General features: G+C 63.6%; 1 protein-coding gene. It reads right to left on the reverse strand.

Features of this window, described 5'->3' with window-relative positions; all coding sequences use genetic code 11:
• Positions 1 to 1,151 (reverse strand): elongation factor Tu (tuf, locus tag DES41_RS37660; protein WP_114472804.1); only part of this gene is annotated, 1,151 nt, incomplete at its 3' end.

Below are 1,151 nucleotides of genomic sequence, written 5' to 3' on the forward strand. Positions count from 1 at the left end.
TTGCCGCCTTCGCGGATGGCGAAGCGCAGGCCTTCTTCCATGGCGATCGGGTTGATCAGCTTGACGGTGATCGACACGTTGTCGCCAGGCATGACCATTTCCTTGCCTTCAGGCAGGCTGATGGCGCCGGTCACGTCGGTCGTGCGGAAGTAGAACTGCGGACGGTAGTTGTTGAAGAACGGCGTGTGACGGCCACCTTCGTCCTTGGACAGCACGTAGATCTCGCTGGTGAAGTGCGTGTGCGGCTTGATCGAGCCGGGCTTGCACAGCACTTGGCCGCGTTCGACTTCTTCGCGCTTGGTGCCGCGCAGCAAGATGCCGACGTTGTCGCCAGCCTGGCCCTGGTCCAGCAGCTTGCGGAACATTTCCACGCCGGTGCAGATGGTCTTGGCCGTGGCCTTGATGCCGACGATCTCGATTTCTTCACCGACCTTGATCACGCCGCGCTCGACACGACCGGTCACCACGGTGCCGCGGCCGGAAATGGAGAACACGTCTTCCACGGGCATCAGGAAGGTGCCGTCGATGGCACGCTCGGGCGTGGGAATGTAGTTGTCCAGCGCGTCGGCCAGCTTCAGGATGGCGCCTTCGCCCAGGTCGCCCTTGTCGCCTTCGATGGCGAGCTTGGCCGAGCCGTGGATGATGGGGGTGTCATCGCCGGGGAATTCGTACTTGTCCAGCAGCTCGCGCACTTCCATTTCGACGAGCTCGAGCAGTTCGGCATCGTCCACCATGTCGCACTTGTTCAGGAACACGATGATGTAGGGCACGCCGACCTGGCGGGCCAGCAGGATGTGCTCACGGGTCTGGGGCATCGGGCCGTCGGCGGCCGAGCACACCAGGATGGCGCCGTCCATCTGGGCGGCACCGGTGATCATGTTCTTGACGTAGTCGGCGTGGCCGGGGCAGTCCACGTGCGCGTAGTGGCGCGTGGCGGTTTCGTACTCGACGTGCGCGGTGTTGATCGTGATGCCGCGTGCCTTTTCTTCGGGAGCCGCGTCGATCTGGTCGTAGGCCTTGGCCTGACCGCCGAACTTGGCGGCCAGCACCGTCGTGATCGCTGCCGTCAGCGTGGTCTTGCCGTGGTCCACGTGGCCGATGGTGCCGACGTTCACGTGCGGCTTGGTCCGCGCGAATTTCTCTTTTGCCAT

This window comes from Pseudorhodoferax soli, from assembly GCF_003337555.1.
Classification (GTDB): Bacteria; Pseudomonadota; Gammaproteobacteria; order Burkholderiales; family Burkholderiaceae_C; genus Pseudorhodoferax; species Pseudorhodoferax soli.